The 21,008-nt window shown below is 35.7% G+C and carries 17 protein-coding genes and 1 other annotated feature; of the genes, 3 read left to right on the top strand and 14 right to left on the bottom strand.

From position 1 onward, the window contains the following. Window positions 1-9: 9 nt before the first annotated feature. The 9 genes from ACTYBU_RS12565 to ACTYBU_RS12525 form a co-directional block, all read right to left on the bottom strand. Window positions 10-570, bottom strand: a complete 561-nt coding sequence (locus ACTYBU_RS12565; protein ID WP_445490216.1) for a hypothetical protein — start codon at window positions 568-570, stop codon at window positions 10-12. A gap of 13 nt (window positions 571-583) precedes the next feature. Continuing rightward, entirely contained in the window at window positions 584-3,742 is a 3,159-nt protein-coding gene (locus ACTYBU_RS12560; RefSeq protein ID WP_445490214.1) for an RHS repeat-associated core domain-containing protein, read from the bottom strand. 36 nt (window positions 3,743-3,778) lie between these two features. Then, window positions 3,779-4,336 carry a DUF6531 domain-containing protein gene (locus ACTYBU_RS12555; RefSeq protein WP_445490212.1) on the bottom strand — a complete coding sequence of 186 codons (558 nt, stop codon included), beginning with the start codon at window positions 4,334-4,336 and terminating at the stop codon, window positions 3,779-3,781. A gap of 916 nt (window positions 4,337-5,252) precedes the next feature. Further along, entirely contained in the window at window positions 5,253-6,206 is a 954-nt protein-coding gene (locus ACTYBU_RS12550) for an ABC transporter permease (RefSeq protein ID WP_445490210.1), read from the bottom strand. Beyond that, complete coding sequence (locus ACTYBU_RS12545) at window positions 6,207-7,124, bottom strand: ABC transporter ATP-binding protein (RefSeq protein ID WP_445490208.1); 918 nt, start codon at window positions 7,122-7,124, stop codon at window positions 6,207-6,209. 21 nt (window positions 7,125-7,145) lie between these two features. Further along, window positions 7,146-7,844 (bottom strand): ABC transporter ATP-binding protein, encoded by a 699-nt coding sequence (locus tag ACTYBU_RS12540; protein WP_445490206.1) that lies wholly within the window; start codon window positions 7,842-7,844, stop codon window positions 7,146-7,148. Window positions 7,845-7,847: 3 nt separating this feature from the next. Continuing rightward, a complete protein-coding gene (locus ACTYBU_RS12535) occupies window positions 7,848-8,222 on the bottom strand; it encodes a GntR family transcriptional regulator (RefSeq protein WP_445490204.1) in 375 nt (124 codons plus the stop codon). A gap of 5 nt (window positions 8,223-8,227) precedes the next feature. Continuing rightward, window positions 8,228-8,992, bottom strand: a complete 765-nt coding sequence (locus tag ACTYBU_RS12530; RefSeq protein WP_445490202.1) for a hypothetical protein — start codon at window positions 8,990-8,992, stop codon at window positions 8,228-8,230. 257 nt (window positions 8,993-9,249) lie between these two features. Further along, window positions 9,250-10,017, bottom strand: a complete 768-nt coding sequence (locus ACTYBU_RS12525) for a tRNA threonylcarbamoyladenosine dehydratase (RefSeq protein WP_445490200.1) — start codon at window positions 10,015-10,017, stop codon at window positions 9,250-9,252. 318 nt (window positions 10,018-10,335) lie between these two features. Here ACTYBU_RS12525 and ACTYBU_RS12520 point away from each other — a divergent pair, with 318 nt between their 5' ends. Next, window positions 10,336-11,589, top strand: coding sequence for an ATP-binding protein (locus ACTYBU_RS12520; protein ID WP_445490198.1), 1,254 nt, complete (start codon window positions 10,336-10,338; stop codon window positions 11,587-11,589). A 49-nt stretch (window positions 11,590-11,638) separates the two neighbouring features. Here the strand turns inward: ACTYBU_RS12520 and aspS are convergent, their stop codons facing one another. From aspS to ACTYBU_RS12505, 3 genes are all read right to left on the bottom strand, one after another. Then, complete coding sequence (aspS, locus tag ACTYBU_RS12515; RefSeq protein WP_445490196.1) at window positions 11,639-13,414, bottom strand: aspartate--tRNA ligase; 1,776 nt, start codon at window positions 13,412-13,414, stop codon at window positions 11,639-11,641. Window positions 13,415-13,475: 61 nt separating this feature from the next. Further along, window positions 13,476-14,750 carry a histidine--tRNA ligase gene (gene hisS, locus ACTYBU_RS12510; protein WP_445490194.1) on the bottom strand — a complete coding sequence of 425 codons (1,275 nt, stop codon included), beginning with the start codon at window positions 14,748-14,750 and terminating at the stop codon, window positions 13,476-13,478. A gap of 97 nt (window positions 14,751-14,847) precedes the next feature. Further along, window positions 14,848-15,085: a binding site (T-box leader), on the bottom strand. A gap of 63 nt (window positions 15,086-15,148) precedes the next feature. Next, window positions 15,149-15,334 (bottom strand): hypothetical protein, encoded by a 186-nt coding sequence (locus tag ACTYBU_RS12505; RefSeq protein ID WP_445490192.1) that lies wholly within the window; start codon window positions 15,332-15,334, stop codon window positions 15,149-15,151. A 212-nt stretch (window positions 15,335-15,546) separates the two neighbouring features. Here ACTYBU_RS12505 and ACTYBU_RS12500 point away from each other — a divergent pair, with 212 nt between their 5' ends. Together ACTYBU_RS12500 and ACTYBU_RS12495 are read left to right on the top strand one after the other, a co-directional pair. Beyond that, window positions 15,547-17,067, top strand: a complete 1,521-nt coding sequence (locus ACTYBU_RS12500) for an N-acetylmuramoyl-L-alanine amidase (protein ID WP_445490190.1) — start codon at window positions 15,547-15,549, stop codon at window positions 17,065-17,067. 132 nt (window positions 17,068-17,199) lie between these two features. After that, window positions 17,200-18,084, top strand: a complete 885-nt coding sequence (locus ACTYBU_RS12495; protein ID WP_445490188.1) for an aldo/keto reductase — start codon at window positions 17,200-17,202, stop codon at window positions 18,082-18,084. A 62-nt stretch (window positions 18,085-18,146) separates the two neighbouring features. Here ACTYBU_RS12495 and dtd read toward each other — a convergent pair whose 3' ends face one another. Both dtd and ACTYBU_RS12485 read right to left on the bottom strand, forming a co-directional pair. Beyond that, window positions 18,147-18,587, bottom strand: coding sequence for a D-aminoacyl-tRNA deacylase (gene dtd / locus ACTYBU_RS12490; RefSeq protein ID WP_445490186.1), 441 nt, complete (start codon window positions 18,585-18,587; stop codon window positions 18,147-18,149). A gap of 11 nt (window positions 18,588-18,598) precedes the next feature. Continuing rightward, window positions 18,599-20,794 (bottom strand): RelA/SpoT family protein, encoded by a 2,196-nt coding sequence (locus ACTYBU_RS12485; RefSeq protein WP_445490527.1) that lies wholly within the window; start codon window positions 20,792-20,794, stop codon window positions 18,599-18,601. Window positions 20,795-21,008: the final 214 nt, after the last annotated feature.

The raw sequence follows: 21,008 nt of genomic DNA, 5'->3' as shown, positions 1-21,008 counted from the left end.
AAAATAAATTTAACTATCGGTATTTAAATAATCTATCTTCACATCTAGTGGTATTATTTCAATAACATCCTTTGTATTTACTAGAGATTTACCTTTTGTAATTAAGGATAATCCTTGTTCATGGACAACTAACAATGTAGTTGAAAGACTAATAATATCATCTAGGTTCTTTATATCTACTTTTTGTTCTAAAAGACACTTCTCTAACTCAGGATTTCCCCCTAAAATTATATAAGCAGATAAACCAATCATAACCGAATCTAAAAGGTCCTTTATTATATAACTTAATTTTCCAAGGTTATTTGGTTCAATAATGAATGTATTGTCTTTTTCTAAAATTAATAATTTATTCAATCCTAACGATTTTAAATTTCCCTTTACTATTTGTAAATTGGATTCCATTTCACTAAAAATTATATAGATAGTAGGAGGATTCAAGTTTTTAATCATATCTACTAAAAATTTATTGTATAAATCTACGCCACCCTTATCAATTCCAATCTCATAAAAACATAGATTACTCCCTGATTTTTCCAAATTTTTCTGAATAAAAACGTTTAGTGAACCCATATTTTTCTCCTTTTTATTTTTGGATTCTATAGCCTCTAGGTGCTACCCCAGGTATAGTATAATGGCCATCACCAATGTGGAAATGCCAAGCATCTTTAACTATTTTTTTCTTTTTTGGATTAGCTTTATTTATAAATGTTGCTCTACCATACTCAACAGAAAATACTCGGCCTCCCTTTCCTTTATGTCCTTTCTTTGTTACCAGCACTAGATTACTTCCTTGATTAAATTTAATATTATAATTTTTCTTCAATGACTTTACTGCTTTAGGTATCTGTTTTGTTAGATATTTAATTGCCTGTTTTTTCCCTTGATATATAGCTATATTTAAAGCCACTATTCCTATTGCAACTAAAATTGGATTATTACCATCTGGATCAACAAACATAACTGGATTATTACTAGCATAAGTATATCCATTCTGTGATAATGTATCATTATCATCTCCTGGATATGGATCCAATGCTAAGAAATTACCATTCTGCGGATCATAATATCTCGCCTGTAAATAATAATGCTTGGTTTCCTGATCGTAATAATAACTAGCATAACGAATCGAATTCTCTTTCGCAATCGTTCCACTTTCACTTAACACATTCCCAAATGCATCATAAGTATAGGAACCTACTTCTGTACCTTTGTTATCAACAATACTTGTTACATCCCCACGCTGGTTTGTCCAGAAATAGTAGGTGTTCGTTTGCCATGCACCGGATGCATTTTTATCTTTTACAACCATACCCACTACTTTTCCAGCATCATTCCATTGATAGTAGCGATACTTTTGGATTTGGTTATTCTCTTTTGTTACCTCTAACCCAAGATTGTCATCTTCTCCGTCATAATAATATTCATACGTTTTAGTGCCAATGATTTTTTTCGTTCGTAAGCCTTCTTCATCGTACTCATATTTTGCTACTTCAGAATTGGCTAACGTTGTTACTTTTGTTTGGGCACCTAAATCATTGTATTCATATTGATACTTGTCATCCTTTTTTAGGTTTCCATCCGCATCATACGTGAATGAAGGAACACCATTTTTCGTTGCGATCTGATTCCCATCATTATACGTATAATTCGTTTCTGTGCCATTTTGAATAAGCTTTGTTCGATTGCCTACTTTATCGTATTGAAACTCATTCGTAGAACCGTTTGGCAATGTTTCTTTGATTAATTGATTATTCGCATCATACACGTATTGGGCTGTACCATTTCGACTTGTTTCTGTTTTAATATTGCCTGATTTGTCGTATGTGTAACCAAAAGATAGGGCTGGCGGTGTTTCGCTTCCTTTTGTATAGTCGATGGATGTTAAGTTATTGCTGCTGTCATAAGCAAAAGCATTTTTAAACAGTCCACCTTGGAAACTAACCGCTGCTTTATTTTGTTGGAGATCATACGAATAATCCATTGAAATAAGAGAATCTCCACCAGCGTCCGCTATGACAGTATCGACTTTCCCTTCAGCAGTATAAGTAATAGCTTGATTAATCTTTAACGCCTGTTCAGTATCACTGTAATTAGTCGTTTCATTTTTTAAACGAGCCATCTCGTCGTATCCATAATTGGTAGAATAGTTTCCTTGTTTATACGTAGCGGTTAAATTATTAGCTGTATACGTATATACCTTATCTACTAACGGCTTGTTTAGTGCCAAATCCTTAAAGTTTCTAGTTAATAGCTGTCCTGCATCATCAAAAGTATTCGTCCACTGTAACGAATCTTGACCACTACTTTTCTTCACCGTCACCGTTTTTAATTGATCCACATCATCATACGCATAATCTTCCGTTATACCAGAAGCTTGTTTTACTGTCTTCAGATTTCCATTTTCGTCATACGTATTGGTGACTTTTATCGTTTGTGTATTATTCACAGGGAAAACAGATTCTAACAATTCATCATTTCCATCATACTTGTACGTTTTTGTTTTCCCATTGGCATTGGTTAATGCAGTCATATTGCCATTATCATCGTAATGATAGCTTGTTGTATTTCCTTTTCCATCTGTCACAGATGTTTTGATTGCTGGATCCAATAAATCTAGTGTATAGCTGGTCGTACGGTTTTCTCCATCTGTTTCACTAATTACCTCACCATAATCGTTATATACTGTACTTGTTGTATTTCCTTTGGCATCCGTAATCGTTGTTTTTTTATTCACTTCATCATAAGTGGTTGTGGTAAACGTATTATTTGGGTACGTAACTTTTGTTTCTCTTCCGTATCCATCATACTCATGTTTCGTTACTTCTTCTCCCACTGTACTGCTTTCTAGATTGTATCCAATATACGTATTAACCGTTTTAATCCCATCCGGATCCGTTTGTTCCAACACCTGGTTCTTCCCATCATATACATAAGAGGTTGTTTTTTCCTCTTTATCTATAGATTTCACTACATTTCCATTGACATCATATTGATTGGTTTCTGTTTTTCCATTTTCATCCGTTTCAGACAGCACATTATAGTTGGAATCATACACCGTTTTACTCGTTGTATTATCTGCATTTTGAACATCTGAAACTGCAAACGTATTATTCGTTGTATCTCGTTTATAAGTGGTCTCTTTCCCTGTAGTATCACTGACTACATAACTATTAACCTTTTTATTGTAAGCATAATCCGTTTTAACCGACCCTAATCCATTTTCTTGTGGAGTCAAAACGGAAATACTATTGGTTTTATAATCCAGAGAGTTTGGATGATTTTTCCCATCAATATACGTATTTAATAAGCCAATATCATTATAAGAATACGTATTCGTAATTGTCTTATCTGTACCAGTTGAATGAACTATAGTATTAACTAATTCATTGTAATTGTTATACTTGTATTCAATCGAACGATCTTTAAAGCTTGTTTTCTCCAATTTACCTGCAGTGTCGTAAGAAAGTTTAATACTATTTCGAATCGTTGTATTCGAAGCATCTACTTCCGCAATTTCGGTTAATTGGGTACCCGTATAACTAAATAAAATTTTATTATTGTTCGAATCTTGATATGCGTATAATCGATACTTATCCCCATTACTTGGGTCTAGTTCAAAATACTTTGTAAATCCATCTTTATCTTTTAATGAAAAACCTGCTTTTCCGTTCACCGTTTCATTTTTTAATGTTAAATATTTCCCTTTAGGAGAAGTGTAGCTGCTTGTACTGGAATTAAACACAAATTCATGTCTCGTTCCATCTTCATCCCAATAGTATTAATTAGAAGAAGAGAACTTTTTAACTAGGGATTCATTTCCTTCAAACGTCCATCCTTTTCCTAAAACAGAGGATTGATTTGATTTTGAATTATAGTAACGGGTAAAATCAAATCCTAACTCTCCTCTTGTAAACAAGGAATGATCGGTTATGCTAAAATCCAGATTCCCTGTTGTAACATTAACTGCCGCTTCTGCGTTCCCCATCTGATGGGTGCCAGTCGTAAAATAATCTTCCAACCCAATTAAATTATCTTCAGGAACAATGCTTCCGTAAATGTTTGTAGAAGGAGCACTCGTACCCCTCGGACCATTTATTTTACTTGTTTCACTTGGTGGTTCGAAAGAATCATTCATCGTATATGCTCGTACTCGAATATCATATGCTTTTTTGTCCAAGAGAGACTGTGGCGCATCAGCATTAGTTGCTTTGTAATACGCTGTCGGGTCTAAAGGTAAGTCTTTTGAATCTCCAAATAAAGTGATTCCCGTTGTATTCCAAGACGCCACATTTCCGACATCATAACTGACGTATTTTTCACCGTTGTTTATTTCCACCAGATAACCACCTGCATCCGACACTTTATCCCAATTGATATTGAGTGCCCCGCGATTCGTTACGTCATCAACTATTTCGCTGGATTTATGAAATTAAAAGATATCCATCCAAATATCAAGCTTAGGCGAGGGCTAATCTCAAATGGCAGATGTACTTTTTTGGAAATCTATTTCACCCGAAAAATAGGGACTGCTGAAACGGGGATTATTCATATTAATTGTAATTAGTGAAGTCATGGGTGAATTTATCGTAGGTCATGTTTCAGACAAAATAAACCGAAGAAAAATATGATCTATTCTGAATTTCGTGTTTTGATTTCGTTATTGTGTCTAGCTATTTGTAACTCCTCTTGGTTTGATCTGCCTTCTTTTTTATAAATATGTTTTGCGTAGGGAGATATCATAACAATAACTGAACCCACCACGCCTCTTAAAAATGCGGACCATGGTAGGCCATTTTATTTATGGAGCAATATTGTTAAATCCTAAAAAAGTTAACCGATAACCTACTTTCTCTTCATCTATTGTTTAGGTTTCTACTCTCTGCTTTAATTTAAAGTGAAGCAGCTTTCTATATGATAAATACCACTACTACAGGAAAATGCGTCTATTTTATAAAGTGAACCTTCCATCAGTGGGGGTTTTGTTCATCCCCCACTGATGGTTTGTTGAACTTATCGGATCTTTACGGGCAGTTATCCCCCACCTTGCTTCCTCGATTTCTCAGCATCTTGAGGTAGGGGTTTTACTGCCCGTTAAGTGTGGGATAAACAACTTGGTTAATTGTTACTTGTAAAAAAAAGAAATTGAGGTAAGTGTGTTTGAGTTACCTAAAAAACTTGAAAAAGTATTTGACATTGTACGCTAGACAATAAAAAAGACAAAGTGCTAAGCCACTCTGCCTTTTTCTTGCATCTTAAGCTGCTACATCTCTCTTCTTAAACACATAAAATGCAAGAACATGAAAGAGCAAAAAGTAGATGATCAGCATAAGAACGGAAAAAGTTAAAGTCATTCCGCTAACCATTGGAGCTCCATCAAAATATTGGGTAAGATCTGTGTTTGCAAATAAAATGTATTTTGCCCATTCAAATTTGCCGGCTAACATAACTGTAATCGTTGTCCCCATAAACATTAAAAAGATAGAAACACCGATGGCAAGCGAACTGTTTCGAAAAACAGTGGAAATCATAAATGCCATAGTTGTCAGCATAAGAACACTAATCGAATTTAATCCATAGTAAATAATTAAATGGACAATCATGCTCTGCTCTTTAACCGTCCCGTTGTAGTAGGTTAAATACGGATAAGCATGTTCCGGAAATCCAAATAGCACTGTCCCCAGAATAAAAGAAAACACAAACAATACGATCAGCATAAAAAAGCCGAATAATACAACCGTAATATACTTGGATAGCAGTAGCTTCGTTCTGCTAATAGGGCGAATTAATAATAATTTTACCGTTCCCCAATTAAATTCATTCGCTACAATACCTGCTGCAATAATGATCGTAAACAGTCCTGCCAGTATAATAAGCTGAGATCCATCTTGCACAAAATCCCATACAGAGTAATCAACATTTGTTGATATATCATGTGCTATACGATATTCATTAACAGCAATTTGCTTTTTATAAAAATTTTCTGATTCTGGCGGGAGTCCCCCATTTTCCAATTGGTCTTTATATCCTTTATTCTCCATTTGCAAGCCGTGTTTCCAATTCTCATTATCCGGAACCGTTAATCCACTTTGCTGATGCTTCATAAATGCACCGACAACTGCAACAATAAGCAGCAAAATAATCACCATTACAATGGTTGCTGGCCGTTTCCAAATTTTCATCCATTCATTCTGAATTAGCTGTATCATCTATTCTCCCCCCTGTGCGCTTGTTACTTCTAAGAAACGATCTTCTAAAGTTTGAGAAATTTCTTTGACTCCATAAATTTGTACATCACTAACTGCCATCTGTTTAATAATGGCCGGCAATTCTTCCCGAGCTAGAGCAGCTTCTATTCCTTTTTCGGTAATTGCCACTTTCACTTCTGGCACGCTTTTGCTCATTATTTCTGCAGCTAGATCTGCATTATCTACTTCTATTTCGTACATCTTCTCTTTTGTATGAACAAAATCTTTTACTAATTGAACATCCACTAACTGCCCATTTTGAATAATGCCAATTCGGTCGCACATCATTTCCATTTCTGATAACAAATGACTGGACACAATGACGGCCATATTTCGTTCTCTTGCAAGCATACGCAAATGATCTCTAATTTCACGAATTCCAGCAGGATCTAAACCATTTGTCGGCTCATCTAGAATGAGAACCTTTGGGTCATGCAGCAAGCTTTGAGCAAGCCCGAGCCGTTGTCTCATCCCAAGGGAATACGTTCTGACCTTATCATGAATGCGGTCTTTTAATCCTACTAATTCGACTACTTCCATGATTTTTTCTTTCGTAATTCCTTTTGTCATGCGTGCATAATGAATAAGATTTTGATAGCCGCTTAAAAACTTATACATTTCTGGATTTTCTACGATTGCCCCAACATGCTGCACAGCTTTTTCAAAGTTTTTTCGGACACTTTCCTTGCAGATAAAAATATCGCCTTCGCTCATGCTGATTAAACCAACAATCATCCGTATCGTTGTTGTTTTCCCTGCACCATTCGGACCTAAAAAACCAAATACTTCTCCCGCTTCTACATTAAAACTTAACGAGTCAATAATCTTTTTTCCTTTAATTACTTTCGAAACATTTTTAATTTCTACTAAACTAGTCAACGGATTCACCTTCCTGTCATCCTAATAAGAATGTTTTATATTTTCTTTTATCCAATCGAGTACAGATTGCCCTTTTTCCTCTCTTAATTGATCAATCGGATACTGGCCAATTATTTTGCCATTATTTATCGCAATCATTTCATCAAGCAGCGGCTCCATTTCTGTTATTTCATGCGTGGCAATAATGACGGTCTGCTCCTCCAAATCAATAAAGGTTAATATCCCTTTCACTATCGATTCTCTTACCATAGGATCTAGACCAGAAAATGGTTCATCTAATAAAAGGACTGGCACTTTTCGACTTAAACAAATAACAAGTTTTAATCTACCTCTATTTCCTTTTGATAGATTTTTAATTTTATTCAAAGGATTTAAATTCATAAATTTTACTAATTCCTCTGCTTTTTCCGGTTGGAAATCCGAAAACTGAGAAGCAGCAAATACAATCATATCTTTCACAGTAAATCCCTCATAAAACATATCCAACTCTGTCAAATAAGCAACATCGCTTGCTATTTTTCGAGTGGCTGCTTTTTGGTTGACTATAACGTGGCCTGAAGTCGTCTGAACCAATCCTGCAATTAGTTTTAAGGTGGTAGATTTCCCGCTGCCATTTGCTCCGACAAGTCCATATATCTTTCCTTTTTCCAATCGCAAATTAACGTTGTCTAAAGCTTTTTCTTTTCCGTATTTTTTCGTAACCTGCTGGAATTCAATCACGGATTATTCCCCTTCCCTTTCTTTCATATAATAATGGAGCTGATCGATCATTTCTGCTTCTGTCATGCCTAATTCTTTCATTTTGGAAATAAATTGATCTACCACTTCAAACTGAAGCTTTTTTCTCATCTCTTCTACTATCTCCTTATTCTTAGTAATAAACGTTCCTTGACCTCTTTTTGTTTCTACTATTTGCATTCTTTCCAATTCCCCATATGTTCGTTGTACGGTATTTGGATTCACCCCTGATTCAATAGCCATCTCTCTAACGGAAGGCAACTTCTGTCCAGGCTTTAATTCATTTCGCGCAACTTGCAGCATGATTTTGTCGACAATTTGCATGTAGATTGGTCTAGGTGACTGGTAGTCATCTGCCATACACGTTACACCTCCACTTTTCTATCCAATAACCAGGAAGAGACAAGAAATAAAACAACCATGATACCAAAATAACCAACAACGACAACAAGAGATACTTCCGTCGATTCAATTCCTGCACTAAAAGAGTTTTCCCCGGCTTGAAATTGAAACGCCTTGCCTAACTTTATAATACTCATTTGTTTTAACGCCATTATAAATGGAAGTTTATCAATAAAATAAGTGAATGCACTCCAAGCATTCCAAATAATGATGAGAACAAGCCATCTAATTTTTTTGATCCATGTGATTCTTGCTAAAGAATGATATACAACCCAATAAAAAATAATCCATATACTAATATAACTTGAAATAATTAGCGCAAAAATCCCCATATACAGCAAGTCAGCACTTGTGAAGAATACATCCATTTTTTCGGACATATTTAAACATATATTCGCAAGGAAAATACTGATAACGAGAGAAATGCTGGAAAATATTAGACTCGATAGGATTTTGGAAAAAAGCAGCTTTATGCTGCTGTTTGGATTATGAAGCCACAATTGTGTCTTTCCTTCCAACTTTAAAGAACTGAAAATAGAAATTGGAAGATAAATAAAATGCGCAGCAACTAAACCAAAAGAGATGGCTGCCACTAGGTCATAAGATTTATAATATCCAGAAAATCCAAGGCCTGTAGCAATGGCAATTGCCATCATGATTAAAAACGTATAAAAAAATGTCTTCGAAAGCTTTATATCTTTTTGTAACAACCCTTTAAAAGCATTCATTGTTTTCCCCCTGACACATAATGTATTAGTGTACTAAACAAATAGTACACTAATACATTATGTGTCGTCAATAGATATTTGCAATAATATCCATTTTATTTCTCGATTATTCAGGGGAACTATAGGATAAATGCAAACGGATTGTGCATCCTGTACTTTCGGAGCTGTAAGGAACAATTGTTTAAGTTATCCACAACGCTATTTCTTTTTTTGTTTACTTAGCAAAAAACCCTCCATATCCATGGAGGGTTCTCTGCTTACTTTTCATCTTTTACTCTTATAATTTTAATATCACCTAAAAGTTCTTTCACTACATGGCTTGCCATAATTAATCCAGCCACAGATGGCACGAAGGCATTGGAAGATGGTGGCATTTTTGCTTTCCTTATAGCTGCATCTTCTTTTCCTACTACTTTTCGTATATCTTCCCGAATAACAATTGGGCTTTCATCGGAGAATACGACAGGGATCCCTTTGCGAATTCCTTCTTTTCTCAAACGCGTGCGGATAACCTTTGCAATAGGGTCTGTATGGGTTTTGCTTATGTCAGCTATTTGGAACCGAGTCGGATCCATTTTATTAGCAGCACCCATACTGGATATAATCGGAATATTTCGGTTTAAACACTCTTTCATTAAATGAATCTTATAGCTTATCGTATCTGAAGCATCTACTACATAATCTAAGCCATAATCAAAAATTTCTTCATATGTTTCTTCTGTATAAAACATTTTCAAAGCGATTACATCGCATTTCGGGTTTATATCAGCGATTCTTTCTTGCATAATTTCTACTTTTGGCCGACCCACAGTAGAAAGCAAAGCAATTATTTGACGATTTACATTCGTGATATCCACATCATCTTTATCAATTAAGATAATCTTCCCAACTCCAGATCTTGCAAGTGCTTCTGCAGCAAACGACCCTACACCGCCAATTCCTAAAACCGCTACTGTACTGTTTTTTAACTGGTCCAAGCCTTCTTTCCCAATCGCTAATTCATTCCTTGAAAACTGATGCAGCATATATTTTTCAACTCCATGTATTTTTTCGTAATTACTTAAGAATAGATTAGATAGTTACTATCTTTTTTTATCCCACTCTTAACGGGCAGAAAAACCCCCACAGATGGAAGATTCACTTTATCATCCATATCTTCAACATCTTTTGTAATATATCATAATTTTCAAGGTGCTACTACCTTCAAAGAAGTATGCTGAACGATAAAATTTATTACTCATAATGATTTATTGCTATTTTCTTCAGTTTCACCTATATTAATTTTATTACTCTTTCAATTACAATTGTTAGAATGGCGACCACTGGGGAGGGTTATCAGCTGTATGTTCGGCTTGCGTGAGTTATTACTAAATGTGCTTTTTATCATTGTTTTCACATTATTTATCCCATTAATCATTGAATTAAAATCAAATCATTTTTCGAAATCAACCAAAAATTTTTTTCTTTTTTTAACTTTTTCTCTAGCAATTATCAGTTGTATTACGTTTCCAATTACAATATTAAAACATTATTTTTTTGATTTGCGCTTAATTCCATTAGTAATGGGTGGTTTATATAGAGGAAGAGTTTACAGCATCTGTTTAGCTGTTGTTACAATTGGCTATAGATGTATATTTGGCGGTTCCGGAGCAATTGCAACAATGGTTATGATTACTTTCACCTTATTATTATTATTGCTATTTACCGAGAAATTTTATCATTACTCGAAAAAGAAACGAATCTTAACCGTCACGTTGATCGCATTTTCGAGTTCTATCCTTTTTGTAACGCTGTCCATTGTGTTTTTTCATGTTTATTTAGAAGGACTTTTTATCGTGTTTTATCTTGTGATTACCCTGATTTCTGGATTATTAATCGTATATCTTTTTGAAGAATTTCATGAAAGCATTTATTTTAAACAAAAGGTAATTCGTTCTGAAAAGATGGAAATGGTCAGCCATCTTGCCTCATCGATTTCTCATGAAGTGCGCAATCCTTTAGCAGTGGTAAAAGGATTTTTACAACTGCTGGGGCAGATGGATGTAGATGAAGCCAAAAGGAAAGAATACTTGACGATTTCTATTAATGAAATAGACCGTGCAGATAAAATTATCCGCAATTATTTAACTTTTGCCAAACCCTCTCCAGAAAATATAGAAGTATTGAATATAAAAAAAGAATTGTTGAAAATAGTGGATATTATCACACCGCTTGCTAATATGAACAGCATTGTTATCCAAACATCCATTCATCCATTTTTTATAAAAGGAGAATCACAATTAATTCAACAATGTTTGTTAAATATATGCAAAAACTGTATTGAGGCGATGCCTCAGAGCGGGATCCTTACGATTGAAACAATAGAGAATAATAAAAAACTGACCATTACTATTTCTGATACTGGATTGGGCATGACGAAAGAGCAAATGGCCAGAATAGGAGAGCCTTATTTTACAACGAAAGGAAGAGCCGGAACCGGTTTAGGCATGATGGCAGCCATGCAGATAATCAACAGTCTTCAAGGAAAGCTGCATATTGAAAGCAAACTGGAGGAAGGATCTATATTTACTATTCAATTTCCTATAATTACTCCATAACATAAAAGCGGCTGTATTGTAAAAAATCAATACAGCCGCTTTTTATCGTTTATTTTTTATTGCTTAAATTTAACGCAAGGTGCAATTCATTTAATTGGTTTTCACTTACTTTACTTGGTGCATTTGTCATTAAACAGCTTGCACTAGCTGTTTTTGGAAAGGCAATCGTATCGCGAAGATTTGTTTTGCCTGACAATAGCATAATTAAACGGTCTAGACCAATTGCAATTCCCCCGTGTGGTGGTGTTCCGTATTCGAATGCATCTAATAAGAAACCAAATTGCTCATACGCTTCTTCTTTTGAAAAACCTAAATGACTAAACATTTTTTCTTGTATTTCCTTTTCAAAAATACGCAATGATCCCCCGCCAAGCTCATATCCATTTAAGACAATATCATATGCTTGCGCTTTTACTTGCTTCGGATTTGTATCTAGTAATTCGATGTCTTCTCTTTGCGGCATCGTAAACGGATGATGTGCTGCGTAGAAACGATTTTCTTCTTCGTCGAATTCAAATAATGGCCAGTCTGTCACCCATAAGAAATTGAACTTGCTTTCGTCAATTAATTGTAATTCTTTTGCAAGTTTTAAACGAAGGGCACCTAAAGTATCTGCTACAATATTTGTTTTGTCTGCAACAAATAATAATAAATCTCCATTTTCAATTGAAAGTGCTGATTTCATCGCCTTTTGTTCTTCTTCGGAAATAAATTTAGCGATAGGGCCGTTTAAACCTTCTTCATCTGCTTTTAACCACGCCAGCCCTTTTGCACCATATACTTTGGCAAACTCGGTTAAAGCATCAATATCTTTACGAGAATATTTATCGCTTGCATTTTTCACATTGATTGCTTTTACTTGACCGCCTGATTCAACAGCTGCCGCAAATACTTTAAAGCTTGAATCTTTGACGATTTCGGAAAGATTTACGAGTTCCATGTCAAAACGAGTATCTGGTTTGTCCGATCCATATCTGCTCATCGCTTCATCATAAGGCATTCTTGGGAATGGCAGCGAAACATCTATTCCCTTCACTTCTTTCATAATTCGAACCATCATTTTTTCCATCATTTTCATAATGTCTTCTTGACTCATAAAGCTTGTTTCAATATCAAGCTGTGTAAATTCAGGTTGACGGTCTGCACGCAAATCTTCGTCGCGGAAGCAGCGGGCAATTTGATAATAACGTTCAATACCACCGACCATTAATAATTGTTTAAAAAGCTGAGGTGATTGAGGAAGGGCATAAAATTCACCCTCATGCACACGGCTTGGCACAAGATAGTCTCTTGCTCCTTCTGGCGTACTTTTCTGTAAGATTGGCGTTTCAATGTCTAAAAAGCCTTCCGCATCCAAAAAGTCTCTCATCACTTTCGTTACTTGATGACGCATTTTAAACGTTTCAAACATAGCAGGTCTTCTTAAATCTAAATAACGGTATTTCAGTCTTACTTCTTCTGCTACTTCTGTTTTATCGTCAATAGCAAAAGGCGGTGTTTTTGATTCATTTAAAATCGTGATTTCATCAACACTGATTTCAATTTTTCCTGTTTCCAGGTTATCATTATATGTGCCCTCTTGTCTTGCAATCACTTTTCCTTTTATATCAAGTACAAATTCATTGCGGACTTTATCCGCAATTTCAATTGCTTCTTTATTTATTTCTGGATTAAAAACAATTTGCACGATTCCTGTACGGTCTCTTAAATCAATAAAAATCAATCCGCCAAGATCACGTCTTTTTTGTACCCAGCCTTTTAAAACAACACTTTCCCCTATAGCAGCTTCCGTCACTTCGCCGCAGTAATATGATCTACCAAACATTCTTGTATCCTCCTAAAGCTTTTTTCATCTTATTCCGCCATTATCCGAACGTTTTGCTGCATTAAAATGCCGCAAAATCTTTTAATGCATCCACTAGTTTTGCTATTTCAATTTCTTTTTGCTCGCCAGTTTCTAAAGACTTTACATTAATTTTATTATTCTGTAATTCGTCTTCACCCAATACTGCAACATATTTTGCATGAATGCGGTCTGCTGCTTTAAACTGTGCTTTTATTTTCCGATTTAAATAATCTCTTTCCGCAGATAATCCGGCTTTTCTCAGCGTATTTAAAAGGCCAACCGTATAATCCTTTGCTTCCTCCCCTAATGAAACAAGATACACATCTACTTGTTTATCTAGAGGCAATTCGATATTTTCTGCTTTTAATGAGGCCAGCAAGCGTTCAATACTCATGGCAAACCCAATTCCCGGTGCTGCTGGTCCGCCTATATCTTCCGTCAAGCCATCGTATCTTCCACCGCCGCAAAGTGTAGTAATAGCACCAAACCCTTCTGCTTCACTCATAATTTCAAAAGCGGTATGCTTGTAATAATCCAATCCACGAACTAAATTGGAATCTACTACAAACGGAATATTTAAAGCAGTTAAATACTTTTGCACTTTTTCAAAATATTGACGAGAATCTTCATTTAAATATTCCAAAATAGATGGTGCAGTTTTCATTAACGGGTGTTCACGGTCTTTTTTGCAATCTAATATTCTCATTGGATTTTTTTCTAAACGGTTTTGGCAATCACGACAAAATTCCCCGATGCTTGGTTTAAAGTGTCCGATTAAAGCATCTCTGTGAGCAGTTCTGCTCTCTTTATCTCCAAGACTGTTAACCACTAGTTTTAGTTTAGAAAGGCCCATGCTTTCATACACCGTATATGCGAGTGCCATCACTTCTGCATCAATAGCAGGATCATTGCTGCCGATTGCTTCCACACCAAACTGAACAAATTGGCGGAAACGACCTGCCTGAGGGCGTTCATAACGGAACATTGGTCCTAGATAATAAAGTTTTATCGGCTGACTGGCATAACCATGCATTTTATTTTCTACAAAAGAACGAACAACTGAAGCGGTTCCCTCCGGACGTAAAGTTAGACTTCTTTCACCTCTGTCTTCAAATGTATACATTTCTTTTTGTACTATATCCGTTGTATCCCCGACACTTCTTAAAAATAACTCTGTATGTTCAAAGATCGGCGTGCGTATTTCGTTGTATTGAAATCGATCACAAATTTCTTTTAGTTTTTTTTCAATATATTGCCATTTTTCTACCTCACCAGGTAAAATATCCTGTGTTCCTCTAGGTATATTTATTTGCATCTATGTATCCTCCTTCATAAACAATTGACTCGCTTATAGGGAATTAGCTTCACTTTTTTTATAAAGCAAAAAACTCTCGTCCCTTGTATTCATACATACAAGGGACGAGAGTTTATATCCCGTGGTACCACCCTAATTGAAGCATCTTTCCGCTTCCACTTTGCAGTTAACGCCTGCTAACGTTTCATTCCTACTGATGCTTAAAACAGCATGTTCAGAAGAAAACCTACAGAGTGTTCTTTCAATAAGTCATCATGCAGAAATGCTTTCAGCCAAAGGGCACTTCCTCTCTTTTCATGTGTCTCTTACTTACTTTTCTCTATCATTGGTTATTTCAACATATCCTAGCTATTATTTTATTAATAATAAAGAGGAACGAATTCTTTGTCAATAGCCTATTAGTTTCTTCCTAATTGTTTTTTCAGCTTTTTAACGTCTCCAAGTGATAAACCGAATTCAGACGCTAATTCCACTGCATTTGTATTGGATTCCTTTTCCATAAAATCATGAAAGTTTATGCCTAATAATTTTGCATCTATCTGATTTGCAGATAAACTTTTCTCACCAAATCTCAAGAAAATCACCCTTTATTTTTAAAGTTTCTTCTTATTTTCCCCTATTTCTATAAAAAAATTGCACCTTTTCTTTTTTTCCTGTCTAAATTTGCAAATGAATTATAGTGTATATTTAAAGGGAAAATTGAATTTTTGCTCGAAAGGTATGTAGGAGTAGGACAAAATTAGTATTGTTTTTTCTTTCATTTATTCCTACTATTAAAGAAAGGAGGTTATATTGATTGAATAAACGCAAACGAACTGCCTATTTACTTCTGCCTTTTTTGTTGTTTTTCATTTTTCCAACTATTAAAGGATCGGCTGAAAACAGCCAAACGGTTCATTCAGCAAACCCTATTAATATAAGAGAAGGCCCTAGCACAAATACACCTATTGTCGATCAAATGGAGGCAAATACAGATTATCCAATAGTCCAGGAACAATCTGACTGGATTGAAATAACACTACATACAGGCAAAACAGGCTGGGTAGCCAGTTATCTTGTTACAAAAAACCAAAACAGCACAGAAGCGGCTGCCGTCCATTCAAACAAAGGAATAGTGACAGAAAATGGACTTCGCCTGCGAAATGGACCTGGTACAAATTACAATGTAATAAACACACTCAGCAAGGATTCTTCTGTTACTATCCTTACTGAAAATGGCGATTGGCTAGAAATCGAAACATCGGTTGGGACAGGCTGGGTACATAAAGAGTTTATAGAATCCAATGAAAAAACGGTTATAAAAGAGACAAATACCAGCATTCGCAGCAAAATTGCAACTGTCTCAGAAGATGAAGTCAATGTTCGCAGCATCCCATCTACCTCTGGAGATATTATAGGAAAACTGGCAAAAGGCACGATTATTCATATTGTTTCAAAAGAAGGAAATTGGTCTAAAATCCAATATTCTGGAAATTATGCATGGATATATAGTGATTACCTTGATGAAAACACAGAAAATACCCAACTAAAAGAAAAAGAAAAAAAAATCAATACAAAAATAATGGTTTTATATAATCGAACAAATATAAGAAGCAACGCGACAGTAAATTCAAATGTAAAATTGATTGCTAATAAAGGAGACACTTTCCAAACAATTGCTGAAATTGGCGATTGGTATAAAATAGAGTTATCTAACGGCGATATAGGCTATGTTGCCAACTGGATCGTAAAGGAAGCTTCTAATACTTTACATACAACAAATGTAGAATCAAAAAAAGGGGATCTAAAAGACAAAATTATTGTGATCGATCCTGGACATGGCGGCAAAGACAGCGGGACTATTGGCATATTCGGTATATTGGAAAAGGATTTGACCATTCGTACAGCTAATCTATTGGCAGATAAATTAAAAGCTGCCGGCAGCACCGTAATACAAACAAGATCTGATGATCATTTTCTAACATTACAAGACAGAGTAAATATGAGCAGCAGTTCAAATGCAGACGCCTTCATCAGCATCCATTATGATAGTGTCAAAGATCCAACCATTATGGGAATGACTAGCTACTACTATACTTCTTCCCAAAAAGAACTTGCGAATGAACTCCACGCAAGCATTATTGAAGCGACAAACATGGCCGATCGCGGTGTGAGACAAAACAGCTATTTTGTTCTTAGAGAAAACAGCCAGCCTGCCACATTATTAGAGCTCGGTTATTTAAGCAATCCAGCAGAAGAACAATTAGTAGCTACACAAAAATATCAAGAAACCGTTTCAGCTGCCATCTATCAAGGACTGGCAAATTATTTTCAATAAAGTTAAATACAGAGGCAGCTTTTTTTATGAAAGGCTGCCTTTTGTGTTTTATTCAAAACAAGATGGGCTATTGTTTTATGAAAGGATTTTTCAGCTATTAAACTGATTTTTAACAGAAAGGAAGGTTGTTTGATGGCTTTAAATGATGATATGCAAAACAGTTTATCAACCCGCCACGTCACTTTCCATGATGGCACCGCCATTCCTTGCATTGGACAAGGCACGTGGAATATGGGAGAGAATTCTCTTAATCGGCAGGGAGAAATAAAATCACTTCAGCTCGGCATTGATTTAGGCATGACATTAATTGATACAGCTGAAATGTACGGGGAAGGGAAAGCGGAGGAATTAGTTGGAGAGGCAATAAATGGCCGCAGGGATGACACCTTTTTAGTCAGTAAAGTGTATCCGCATAATGCTGGTCAAAACCGTATTATTACAGCATGTGAAAACAGCCTAAAACGATTGAAAACAGATTATCTCGATTTATACCTTCTTCATTGGAGGGGATCCTTTCCACTAGAAGAAACAATAGAAGGGATGGAGAAGCTTTTTCAAGATGGGAAAATCAAAAGATGGGGAGTATCCAACTTTGACACAAGTGATATGAATGAATTGTGGAATAAAGCTAATGGCAGCCATTGCGCAACAAATCAAGTTCTCTATCATTTAGGATCAAGAGGGATAGACTTTGATCTCACAAAATGGCAAAAAGATCATTCTATGCCGATTATGGCTTACAGTCCGATAGCTCAAGGCGGGAGTTTACAAAAAGAATTATTAGAAAATAAAACAATAAAAGCCATTGCTTCTCAACATCAAGTAGAGCCATTGCAAATTGCGCTTGCTTGGACCGTACGTTCCGGAAATGTAATTGCTATTCCAAAAGCTAGTAAAGAAAACCATGTTTTGCAAAATGCAAAAGCTTCTTCTATTCACTTAACAGAAGAAGAATTACAAATGATAGACAAAGCATTTCCTAAACCAACTAGAAAAATGCCTTTAGATATTATTTAAATGCATATAGGAAAAAAGCAGAAGCACCTTGGCAAATCACCAAGGCGCTTCCGCTTTTCTTTTTATTTGCTTTCCAGTATTAATGTGACTGGTCCGTCATTAATAAGAGAAACATCCATCATGCTTCCAAACTTGCCAGTTTCAACTGCAAGTCCTTTATTTTTTAAAGTGCTGTTAAATTGATTATATAAATATTCAGCATATTCTGGTTTTGCAGCATTCATAAAGTTGGGTCTTCTTCCTTTACGTGTATCTCCATATAACGTAAATTGAGATATAGACAAAATAGAACCGTTTACATCTAAAATGCTTGTATTCATTTTACCTGACTCATCTTCAAAAACGCGTAAACGAGCGATTTTTTCCGCTAAGTACTGAACGTCCTCCATTGTATCATCATGTGTGATGCCCACAAGTAAAACATAACCTTTTTGAATGCTTCCAACAATAGCTCCGTCTACTTCTACTTTTGCTTCTTTTGATCTTTGTAAAACAACACGCACTGTATTACTCCTTAATTCATTATTCTTCTTACCGCATATACATCTGGAATCTGTTTAATGCGGTCAACAACCTTCTGCAAGTGTGTTACATTTAGAATTAATATCGACATCGTTATAGTAGCCATTTTATTGCGGTCTGATTTGCCAGAAACAGCCGAAATATTTGTTTTGGATTCATTGACGGCTTGAAGCACTTCATTTAATAAGCCTCTGCGATCGTAACCGCTGATTTCAATTTCCACATTGTACTCTTTCCGATCATTTAGTGCGGTTTCCCATTCAACAGGAATTAATCGGGCTTTTGCATCATCCGTATCAATGTTTGTACAGTCTGATCGGTGTACAGAAACGCCTCTTCCCTTTGTAATGAAACCAACAATATCATCACCTGGTACAGGATTGCAGCAGCGGGATAGACGAATCAATAAATTATCAATTCCGGCAACACGAACACCAGATGCTCGTTTTTTATTTGTTGGAAATGACTTAAGCTCTGCAACTGCATTGGATATAGTTGCAGTTTGTTCCGCATCCCTTTTTTTACGCCATTTTTCCGTTAAGCGATTTGCTACTTGCAATGCCGTTATTCCATTATATCCAACGGCAGCATACATATCTTCTTCGCTTACGAAATTAAACTTTTCAATAACTGCTTTTACGTTTTCAGGCGTGACGATTTCTTTTATATCAAATTCCATATTTCGAATTTCTTTTTCAACCAATTCCTTGCCTTTTTCCACGTTTTCGTCTTTACGCTGCTTTTTAAAGAATTGTCTGATTTTATTTTTTGCTTGGGAAGTTTGTGCAATCTTAATCCAGTCTTGGCTTGGACCATATGAGTGCTTGCTTGTGTGTATTTCGACAATATCCCCAGTTTTTAATTTATAATCAAGGGTAACCATTTTTCCGTTTACTTTTGCGCCAATTGTCTTATTTCCAATTTCAGAATGAATCCTATAGGCAAAATCAATTGGAACAGAGCCGGAAGGAAGTTCAAATACATCTCCTTTAGGAGTAAATACAAAAACCATATCGGAAAACAAATCTATCTTTAAGTTTTCCATAAACTCTTCTGCATTAATGCTGTCTTCCTGGAAGTCTAAAATTTCTCTAAACCAGGAAAGCTTTTCGTCTAAAGAAGATCCTTCATTTACTGCTTTTCCTTCTTTATAAGCCCAGTGTGCAGCTATACCAAACTCGGCAATGCGATGCATCTCAGATGTGCGAATCTGCACTTCTAAAGGATCGCCTTTTGGGCCGATAACCGTTGTATGCAAAGACTGGTACATGTTGGCTTTTGGCATCGCAATATAATCTTTAAAGCGTCCTGGCATTGGCTTCCAACGAGTATGAATAATACCCAGCACTGCATAGCAATCTTTAATGCTATTCACAATTATCCGCACGGCAAGTAGATCATATATTTCGTTAAATTGTTTATTTTGCATGGCCATTTTTCGATAAATGCTGTAAATATGTTTTGGGCGGCCGGATATATCAGAGAAAATCTTTACATCATCCGTCCCTTGACGAATTTCTGAAACAACTTCTTCTAAATATTGCTCCCGCTCTTCCCTCTTTTTCTTCATCAAATTTACGATCCGATAATACTGCTGCGGATTCATATAACGTAAAGCAGTGTCTTCCAACTCCCATTTAATCGTGGATATTCCCATCCGATGTGCCAAAGGAGCAAAAATTTCCAATGTTTCATTTGAAATACGACGCTGTTTTTCTGCAGGTAAATGTTTTAACGTACGCATATTATGAAGTCTGTCAGCAAGTTTTATTAAAATGACTCGAATGTCCTGCGCCATCGCAACAAACATTTTGCGATGATTTTCTGCCTGCTGCTCTTCATGTGATTTATACTTAATTTTTCCGAGCTTTGTAACGCCGTCAACGAGCATGGCCACTTCTTTGTCAAAGTCTTTTGCAATATCAGCCAACGTGATATCTGTATCTTCAACAACATCATGGAGAAAACCTGCAGCAACAGTAGCTGGATCCATTTGCAAATCAGCAAGAATGCCTGCAACTTGAATTGGGTGGATGATATATGGCTCCCCTGATTTTCTATATTGTTCGCGATGAGCTTCCCTTGCATAATCATATGCTTTCTGAATAAATGCAGTGTGCTCTTCGTTTAAATATCCCTTCGTCTTGTCGATGACTTGTTCGGCGGTTAATACTTGATCATTCGCCATGTAATCACCTTTCATATTCCGTTTAGTAAAGGTTGTTCAAAAAGTCCCTAAACCATAGCATAGATGTCGAATCTCTCCGCTCTGATTTTTTTCTTTTTTAACAATACTGTTATTAAAATTTATCATAAAATCTACATTTTTTCTATTCTAGCAGACGATTTCCTGTGATTTACAATCAAAGTACAAAACTTATTCTTCTTTTTAAAATAGAATA

This window comes from Niallia sp. 03133, assembly GCF_052663225.1.
This window is presented reverse-complemented; position numbering and strand designations above follow the sequence as displayed.